Raw genomic sequence first — 9,714 nt, forward strand, 5'->3', positions numbered from 1 at the left:
CGAATTTTGCCAATTTACCAACCGGAATTTACGACTTGTTAGTAATAGATGATCATGGGTGTATGGAAACAGCAACCGTGGAGGTTTTACAGATTGCTCCAATGGAAATTTCAAACAATAAAGCCGATTTAACATGTTTTCAAAATAATAGTGGGTTCATTCAATTGGGCGCAACCGGAGGAAATTCCGGATACCAGTATTCCATTGATAACGGAGCTACTTTTAATGCAACGGGGTCATTCTTTGACTTAAGTGCACAGGTTTATAATGTAGTGGTGATGGATCAGGTGGGTTGTCTTCAGGATACAACTGTTACGCTGACTGAGCCGACCTCTTTGGTGGCGGGAGTGAGTGCAACGGATGTTTTGTGTAATAATGTCTGCGACGGAACCGTTTCAGGAACCGGAACGGGAGGAACTCCGACTTACATGTTTAGCGTGGATGGTGGTACGATTTTTAACGTTACCGGAAACTTCACGAATTTATGTTCAGGAGCATACAATCTGATCATTAAGGATTTGAATACGTGTGCAGATACGATCAGTACTACGATTGGTACACCGCCTGCTGTGGTTTTAACTGTTGCTTTAACTGTTTCTACCTGCAGCGATGCGAACGGAGCAATTACTATGAATCTGACAGGTGGAACAGCACCGTACAACTACAGTATTGATAACGGAACTACGTTTACGGCTTCGGGAGTATTTACAGGACTTTTGGCAAATAACTATCCGTTGGAAGCTCAAGATGCAAACGGTTGTAGTGTTGATTCGATTGTTGCAGTAGTTGATCAGGCTTCTCCGGTAATTTCCGGTGTTTATATAACCGAACCAACTTGTTTTAGTCTGTGTGACGGAATTGCCCTGGTAAGTGCAGCAGGCGGAAGCGGAGCACTGAGCTTTGAAATGAATGGTGTTTCTCAAACTGACACGACTTTCAATAACTTGTGCGCAGGAACATACAACGTAATTGTAACGGATGTGAACACCTGTAAAGACACCTTGATTGTAACAATTGATCAGCCGGACACACTGACTTTTACAACTATTGCGGCAAATCTAACTTGTTTCCAGAATCAATCAGGATCAATCACGGCAACGGTTCAGGGTGGAACTGCTCCGTTTGAATATTCGTTTGATAATGGGATTAGTTTTGGAACGGCAAACAGTGCACAGGTACTTGCTGCCGGAAATTATGCGATTGTTGTTCGGGATGATCATAACTGTTCTTCAAACGGTACGCAAATTGTTACCGAACCAGCTTTGCTTACAGCGACTCTGAATATTACAGATCCTACTTGTTTTGCTTTTTGCGACGGGTCAGCTGTTGCGAACGTAACGGGAGGAACTTTAGCGTATACTTATCATTGGAACGGAGCAGCAGGAATTTCAAATACCAATTCGAACCTATGCAGCGGAACCTACACGTTTGAAGTGCGGGATGCCAATAACTGTTCTTTCGATACGACATATGCAATTACCAATCCGGCTGAATTCGTGATTGATTCGATTACACGCACGAATGCAACTTGCAGCACATTCTGCGACGGAACGGCTACGATTCATGCTGTTGGAGGGGTATCTTACAGTTTTGATAACGGCGCAACATTCGGACCTTCCAATACACTCGGAGGTCTTTGCAAGGCTGCTTATCAGATTCAGGCTACCAATGCTGCGGGTTGTATTGCCATAAGCTCTGTTTTGATTGATGAACCGCTTCCTGTTCAATTGTTCTCTACTTTGGATAGCCTGATGTGTACCGGAGATACGATTCCGCTTTATGCGATTGCTTTCGGAGGAACGGCTCCGTATACTTATACCTGGAGTAACGGATTTATAGGGCAAACACAGGATGTTGTTCAAACAACTCCCGGAAGTTATACGGTTTCGGTAACGGATCAAAATGGCTGTACGACTGCGGCTCCGAATAGTGTGAATTTAACGATGCTTTCAGTTTTGGCATTTACATTGACAGGTGATACGTCGATTTGCAGCGGAAGCAGCGTTCAGCTTCAAGTGAATGTAACTGATGGAGCGCCTGCATATTCTTACCAATGGAGTACCTCTGCAAATGATACACTGAGCCAGATTACCGTTTCGCCAACAACGCCTACAACTTACAGTGTGAGTATTTCTGATGTGTGTGTGACGGTAGATACAACTGTTCTGGTAAATTTCTTTGCTGTTCCTACAGCGCAGTTTGTAACAAGTGCATCAACAGGATGTAGCCCGTTAACCGTTACATTCTCCAACGATTTGGGAATTACGAATCTGCAGAATTGTACCTGGACTTTTTCAAACGGACAAGTATTTAACGGTTGCGGCAGTTTAAATGCAACATTTACCAATCCGGGTTGTTACGATGTGACATTCACCGGAAATACAACAGATGGTTGTCCGGTAACCGGAACATTCAATTCCGCTATTTGTGTATATGACAATCCGATTGCGAATTTCACATACTCACCAAGTTTGCCGACGGAACTTGATAACGTGATTCAGTTTACAAACCATTCTTACGGAGGTTCTACTTATCATTGGAACTTCGGTTCTTTCGGAACTTCATCGAGTGAAAATCCGAGTCATGCATTTTACGGTGTTGATCCGGAACAATCGGTTACGGTTTGTATGATCGTAACTTCGGAACATGGTTGTATGGACACTGTGTGCAGACCAATCAAATTCTATGGTGATTTACTGGTTTGGGTTCCGAATACGTTCACACCGGATGGTGATGAGTTTAACAACCAGTTTAAACCTGTTTTCTCAAAAGACCGGATGATTGATAATTATACATTGATGATCTTTAACCGTTGGGGCGAATTGCTTTTTGAGTCTCACGATCCCGAATTTGGCTGGGACGGAACATACCATTCTGAGTTTGTGAAAGACGGAACATATACATGGGTGATTGATCTCAAAGACGGACTGAAAAGTAAGAGTGAACGTTTCGTAGGACACGTGAATAAACTTCAATAGGTTTTATTGATAATGAAAAAGCTGCTGGTCGATTTGATCAGCAGCTTTTTGTTTTTAAACAACTTCTTGTCCGTAATATTGCGGAATTACTCCCGATTCTTCAAAAGAAATATTCTTCAACAAAACAAAGAAACAGCTAAAACAAAGAACTTCAAACGCCAACCGATTAAATTTCCACCGGACGTAATATTACGTCCGGTGGAGGAATGGGATGATTGTTCTTTCTTTTTAAGAATGAATCTATTCACCTTTCGGCTTCGAAGCAAAGAAAATTTTGTATTTGTCCAGCGCATGCTTTCCTGAAATCACTGCGCTGTTTTGCGTTTCCAAACCTTCAGACCAGCCGCCGGCAAGGTAAAGAGAAGGAATTTCTGCCGTCTTTGCCGAAAGTAGGGTAAGGTGTTCCATAAATTGGGTAGTGATCAGCGGATGCCAAAAACTCACCAGGTGCAGAAGCTTTCCCGATACTTTCAATTCTGAAATAGCTTCCGTACTTACCCAGCTTTTGTAAATTCCGTTCAATCGGCCGGAGATCATGCTCAGATTCATGGTGCTTGAAACCAACTGATTTGAATGATTCGTAATAATATTGAGGAAAGAAGGTTTTTCGTTGTTGACAAAGGCGGAATCCGAATGAAGAGCAATTTTTGCTTCAAAATAAGTCAGTTGCTTGAGCGTTTGTGTGATCTCCGATAAACTGCTTTCCTGATTCAGAATCTTAGCGGCCTGATCTGCGTGTGTGGCAAAAACAACAAAGTCGACCAGTTCCGTTTCCAGGTTTCCGTTTTTGGAGTAGGTAACCAGCCATTTTTCTTTTGAACGAACGATTTTCATCACCGGTGAACTACAACGAATTTCGAGGTGATCCGAACTGATTTTTTGACCGACACGTTCAATCAGCGTACCCATTCCTTCCGACATGATTTTGAATTTATTGGAAGCTTTCGGTTTTCTGAAGGCGAATAATTTCACGATATCGACTGCGGAAGTTCCTTTGATTTCGTTGATAGTTGTGCCTAGCGAAGCGGCAAGAAAAGGGTAGATAATCTCGTTTTTATAAGATTCTTCGAATTTCAACCCTTTTACCCAGGTTTCAACGGTGATTCCCCTCCATTTTTCGGGATGCTTATACATCAGGTAAGCTTCCTTGTTGAAACGCTTTAGTTTTAAAAGCTTTCCCAGCTTTTCTCCCCGGAGCTTCATTCCCAAAGGCGAAACCAAGACTGGTTCGGACTCTTTTTCCCGCTGAATGAGTAATGTTCCTGCCATCGACTCGGATTTGTAGGGATTTGGTCCAAGCGCATTTTTCAGAAAATCAATGTAATCGTCCCAGGGGCCTTCCACAAAATATTGAGGTCCGGCATCTACGGAAACTTGTTCACCCAATTTGTTTTTCACCAGGACAGTCTGAGCATTTCCTCCCAATTTCGCTTCTTTTTCAAAAAGAATGATTTGAGCCGTGGAGTCAAATTTCGTGATGTAATAAGCGCTGGAAACTCCTGCCATTCCGCCACCGATAACGGCAACTTTGGTTTGAGCAGACAGATAAAACGTTTGCAGGATAAGAACAGTGCTTAGTAGCAGGACATTCGGTAGACGCATGGTGTAGTTTTCGTGAATTAAAAGAAGCTAAGATAGAAAGATTTGAGAAAGGCGGAGGATGTCCGTTTTTAGATTGATTTTTTGACCTTGTTTCTTATTTAATCAACAGATCTTTTGAAATGATGGAAAAAGTCACTGATTGTAAACGAATAATCCTTAATAGTTATACAAACTGCACTGATGACTTTTTTATGCCGTCCGATTTCAGTAAATTGTATGCAAAGCATGTAAAAAAGAGTCATATGAAAGCAGTGCGATTTTTTGGACACAAAGATGTCCGCGTCATCAAAGATTTGGAAGTTCCCACGCCGACAGGAGATGAAGTATTGTTGAAAATCGGTGGGGCCGGTGTGTGCCATTCGGATTTGCACATCATCGACGAAGGGATTGTGTCGGGTGTTACGTTTACATTGGGTCATGAAAATGCCGGATGGATAGAAGAAATGGGGTCGGATGTAAAAGGGTTCAAAAAAGGCGATGCTGTATTGGTTTATGGTCCATGGGGCTGCGGACATTGCAAACCTTGTCAGCATTCACAGGAAAATTACTGCGATCATCAATCGGAGCAAGCTTTTGGTGGTGGATTGGGCCTGAACGGTGGAATGGCAGATTATATGCTTGTGCCTTCTTCCCGTTTGCTGGTGCCGATTCACGATTTGGATCCTGTTATTGCGGCTCCGTTGACAGATGCAGCCTTAACTCCTTATGCAGCAATCAAAACCTCTTTACATAAATTAATGCCCGATGAATTTGTGGTTGTGATTGGAGTAGGAGGGTTGGGACATGTTGCCTTACAGATTTTATCGGCAATGACAGGAGCTACGATTATTGCCTGCGATATTACACCGGAAAGACTGGAATTTGCCAAGAAGCTGGGAGCGAAACATACGATTAATTCGATGGATAAAGATGCTGCGGATCAAATCCGGGCAATTACCGGAATCAAGAAAGCAAAAGTGGTGATTGACTTCGTAGGAGCCTCTTCGACCATTGATTTGGGAACGAAAGTGATTGGTTTGGAAGGCGATTTAACCATTGTTGGTTTAGGTGGCGGAAAATACGAGTACACTATGAACGGTTTGCCTTTCGGAGTAAGACTCACCAACCCGTATTGGGGCTCACGAACTGAATTAATGGAAGTTGTAGGACTTGCCCGGCAAAAGAAAATTCACATCGAAGTGGAAAAATACTCCTTAGACCAGGCGTTGGAAGTCTATGATAAATTGAGAAAAGGACAAATCAAGGGAAGAGCCGTATTAGTTCCTTAATTTGTTTTTTTTCGTGCATTTTAGGGAAGAAAAACATGCCAATTCTCAGACAAAGCTTCGTGGAGAAGGAGAAACGTAATCAGGATGTGTTTCTCCGGATTTTTTTTCGCTATTTTTTTGTTTTTCCGACCATGCATTTGAAACTGAAAGCTTGAAGATTTGCCTTGGCTTCCTTTTGCTGATAAGAAACATTTTCTTTCATATTAGAAGAATTGAAGCGCCAACTGGCAATCGGATCGTGAAAAGCATCGTCCGTATCTTTCAAAATAAGCGCCACTTCGTCGTTTTCAGAAATCAAAAAACGGAATACTCTTGGTCTTTCCGGGAATGAAATGGAGTAACTGTTTCCTTTGTGAATAGTACCAACTTCCAGGTCTCCCACGAGAATTGTAAAATCCAAATCGGGTGCATCCGTTCCGAAAACAGAATGATCCCAGGCCTGACCTTGTGCATTGAAGGGTTTTATAACGAGGGAATCCAACGAACATTCAAAGATTTTGACCGGTGGTTTGACGAAAGAAAGAGGAGCAGAAAAAGAGTTTTGCCTGTAAACAGCGTTGAAACCATCTTTTCCGCTCAGATCAAACGAAAACGCGCAGCTTTGTTTTCCTTCAGGCAGGAACAATGCGGAATAGGGGATGAATTGAATATAGCTTTTTGACAGATTACTCAAATCTGAGAATACGGGTTTGCAATCGACTTTAAATTCGATGTTTTCCCGTTTTCCTAGGAGGAATTTGTAGCCGAACGCCGGTTTTACTTTGGTGCTGTCCTGGGTGATATACAAAATATATGAGAATTTACTTTGTGCCAGGGCAATGGTTAACAAACTGTCATTTGCATATTTTTTCCGAAGAACAGAAAAATCACAGGTGTTTGATACTTGAATACCTTTCACGCCATTTTCTACATAATCAGCCCGTATCAGGATGTTTTGAATAATGTTTTCGTTTGTTTGGGCAGTTGACTGAAAGTCCGTGAAAAATAAAAAACTGCTTAGGAGACAAAGAATATGGATATGTTTCATGTTCGTTCGGGAATAATCCTGCTAATTAAGGAATAAACTGGTAAAGGATTGAATTTTATGACTTTTTTTAACGAAATACAGGTAGCGGTTTCTATTCCAGGCTTTCTACTTCAATGGCCAGGCCTTTGATTTCCTGTTTCATTAATGAAATTTGTGCTTCCAGCTGATCCAGCATATTGGACCTGTTTTTGAGTTGTTCTGCCGAATATTTTCCACCGCTACCGAAGTAAATATCAATCAGTTTGGTTTTTTCCCTGGTGCTTGCATTCGAAATCTGACCGAAATCCATCCAATGTGTAATGATTTGATCGCGAACAGACTTCGTTCCGGAATCTGAAGGATTGAAGTAATTCAGGTAATACCAGACAAAAGTGGGGAAGACCGGCGATGTTTCTTTTCCTTCCCAAACTTCTCTGAGAATATTCCGGGGATGCAGGAATTCAACACTTCGTTTATTGAGCAAAATCAAAATACCCAAAGTTGCTTCCGTCAATCCGCTAGCGATTCCGATAATATCTCCGGTATTTCCGTTCTTTTCATCGGCGATTAAAGCTGCGGTAACAATGGTTCCGGCAGCTCCAACGATGATTGTTCCAACCGTCAGCCTGGATTCTCTTTCACCTTCCTTGCCTTTTAAGTAATTCCCGATCTGGTCGGCGCGTTCTTCTTCACAATCTATTTCCGAAGTCACGGCAGAAATTTCAATCGACGAAATATTGATCCGCTGATTGATCTTTAAAGCCAGTTCGATGAGTTCAAGTCGTTTTTCCGTGCTGGGATTTTCAAGAGATTCCTTTTTCGCTTTGACATATTTTTCCAGGTATTCCAAAACCCCGATTGCATTGGCCATGTTCAGACTTTTCGGACTGAAACGATTCGTCAGACAAGTGTCCAGTTCTATTTCGTAGATTGGCTTGGGAAGATCATTGACTGTGTACGTATAAGCGTTTTGTTGATTGCAATTTCCCGGATCTCTTGCAGATTTTAACGCCGCGTACTTCAGCCCCGAACAGGAACTTGCAAGCAGTAAGGTGCAAATGACAAAAGGGAGTACGAACCTTCCCACAGAAATATGATGGATTGTTTTCACGCAACGATTCTTTCTGAAACGAATTTAGAAAAATAACGCTTGTTGATGAAATCTTTGAGCAGAAGTTTTGAATCATTTAAATGATGGATTTCGGATGTTTCTCAATTATTTTATCATTATATTTATAAATGTAGTTGTATATTTATAAATATAGTTATATGTTTGTTTCATGAAAAAGGAATTGACGCGTGCGGAAGAGCAAATCATGCAGGCCATTTGGTCGGTAGAAAAAGGATTTGCAAAAGATATTCATGAACAGCTGGAAGAACCACGACCTGCATACAATACCGTACTTACGGTAATCAGAGTACTCGTTCAAAAAGGTTTTGTAAAGTATAAGACGTACGGAAAATCGAACGAATATTATCCGTTGATTTCGAAAGAGGCTTATTCCGGGCAGCGGGTTCAGGCATTGAAAGAGAATTATTTTGAAAACTCCAATGCAAAGCTTTTATCCTTCTTTATCAAAGAGAATAACATTGACCTGAAGGATTTGAACGAGATTCTGGAAATCATAAAAAAGGAACGCGATGAGTAATGATCTGTGGTATATCATTGAAGCAAACCTGGTGATAGCTCTGCTATTTGCTGTTTTCAAGTTGATAAAGCGTTACCTTTCCTTTGGTTGGCAACGGTTTTCCCTGCTTTCAATTCCTTTGTTTGCGTTGTTGACAGTTTGGATCAAGCATTTACCTGCTTCGGAAACGTGGAGCTATAAGATTCCGCTTGTAGAACTGAAGGCCGTAGAAATTAGTAAACATTCAAGAGTAACAAGGGATTTTAACTGGTCTTTCGTTGAAATAGCTTACTGGTCGGGAGTCATTCTTCTTGCTTTCTGGGCGCTTTTTAGTCTGTACAAGGTTTTCAGCATTTTTCTAAGAAATAAGCGCAAAAAGGAAGAGGGTTTTACAGTGATTGAATTGCCGGAACAAGAAGCCTTTTCATTCTTTCGCTTTATTCAATTACCAGCCGGAATTCCGGAGCACGATCGCCGGATTATTTTTCAGCACGAAAAAATCCACGCGGAAAAAGGGCATTCTGCAGATCGTTTGTACTTCGAAGTACTTCATAGCTTGTGTTGGTTCAACCCGGTTCTTCCCTTTATGAAAAAAGAACTGGTTTATGTGCATGAATTTGAAGTGGACAAAATCATGTATCACAAACACAAAGCCGGCTACATGGAGTTTTTGCTGGCATATTCCCTCGGAACTAGTTCTACATTATATTTATTCACCAATCAGTTCCTGACAGAGCTCACACTGATTAAACGTATCAAAATCATGAAAAATAACTCAAAAAAAATCTGGATGACGGCGCTTGCCCTGCCACTAATTGCGGGTACTTTGACACTTGTTTCTTTTACTTCCGAACGGCCTGAAGTGAACGAAAATACTTCCTTTCAGAAAAAAGAATCACAGGTTGAAACGCAAGTAGATAAAATGCCTGAATTTGTTGGCGGAATGGATGCTTTAACGAAATACCTGATCAGTAATGTCCGTTACCCGGAAGCTGCTGCGAAAGCAAACATAACAGGGAAGGTTTTGGTGTCGTTTGTTGTAACGAAATCCGGAGAAATAACCAAAGTAACGGTCAAAAAAGGTGTAGATAAAGACCTGGATGCAGAAGCAAAACGGGTAATCAACGGAATGCCGAGTTGGATTCCGGGAGAAAAGGACCAGAAAAAAGTAGATACTGAAATGATCTTGCCGATCTCCTTTCAATTATAGCACATAGAAAGTGCCTGCTGGT

7 protein-coding genes are annotated in these 9,714 nt (G+C 41.6%); 4 read left to right on the forward strand and 3 right to left on the reverse strand.

Annotated features, from left to right (window positions below):
* Positions 1 to 2,978 (forward strand): gliding motility-associated C-terminal domain-containing protein (locus Q1V93_RS06255; RefSeq protein WP_300662879.1); only part of this gene is annotated, 2,978 nt, incomplete at its 5' end.
* Between the two features lie 240 nt (positions 2,979 to 3,218).
* On the opposite strand, the gene Q1V93_RS06260 is transcribed toward Q1V93_RS06255, so the two are convergent.
* Positions 3,219 to 4,580, reverse strand: coding sequence for an FAD-dependent oxidoreductase (locus Q1V93_RS06260; RefSeq protein WP_300662881.1), 1,362 nt, complete (start codon positions 4,578 to 4,580; stop codon positions 3,219 to 3,221).
* A gap of 242 nt (positions 4,581 to 4,822) precedes the next feature.
* On the opposite strand from Q1V93_RS06260, the gene Q1V93_RS06265 reads away from it, so the two are divergent.
* A complete protein-coding gene (locus tag Q1V93_RS06265; protein ID WP_300662882.1) occupies positions 4,823 to 5,848 on the forward strand; it encodes an NAD(P)-dependent alcohol dehydrogenase in 1,026 nt (341 codons plus the stop codon).
* 109 nt (positions 5,849 to 5,957) lie between these two features.
* Here the strand turns inward: Q1V93_RS06265 and Q1V93_RS06270 are convergent, their stop codons facing one another.
* The gene (locus tag Q1V93_RS06270) at positions 5,958 to 6,875 is read right to left on the reverse strand and encodes a hypothetical protein (RefSeq protein ID WP_300662884.1); all 918 of its coding nucleotides are present in this window, start codon (positions 6,873 to 6,875) and stop codon (positions 5,958 to 5,960) included.
* 91 nt (positions 6,876 to 6,966) lie between these two features.
* A complete protein-coding gene (locus tag Q1V93_RS06275; RefSeq protein ID WP_300662886.1) occupies positions 6,967 to 7,965 on the reverse strand; it encodes a hypothetical protein in 999 nt (332 codons plus the stop codon).
* A 169-nt stretch (positions 7,966 to 8,134) separates the two neighbouring features.
* Between Q1V93_RS06275 and Q1V93_RS06280 the strand changes: the two genes are divergently transcribed.
* Together Q1V93_RS06280 and Q1V93_RS06285 are read left to right on the forward strand one after the other, a co-directional pair.
* Positions 8,135 to 8,503: a BlaI/MecI/CopY family transcriptional regulator gene (locus Q1V93_RS06280; RefSeq protein ID WP_300662888.1), complete on the forward strand. Its 369-nt coding sequence runs from the start codon at positions 8,135 to 8,137 to the stop codon at positions 8,501 to 8,503.
* Positions 8,496 to 9,692 carry a M56 family metallopeptidase gene (locus tag Q1V93_RS06285; protein WP_300662890.1) on the forward strand — a complete coding sequence of 399 codons (1,197 nt, stop codon included), beginning with the start codon at positions 8,496 to 8,498 and terminating at the stop codon, positions 9,690 to 9,692. The genes Q1V93_RS06280 and Q1V93_RS06285 overlap by 8 nt, the downstream gene beginning before the upstream one ends.
* The last annotated feature ends 22 nt before the right edge of the window (positions 9,693 to 9,714 follow it).

It is taken from the genome of Fluviicola sp. (assembly GCF_030151805.1).
Lineage (GTDB): Bacteria > Bacteroidota > Bacteroidia > Flavobacteriales_D > Crocinitomicaceae > Fluviicola.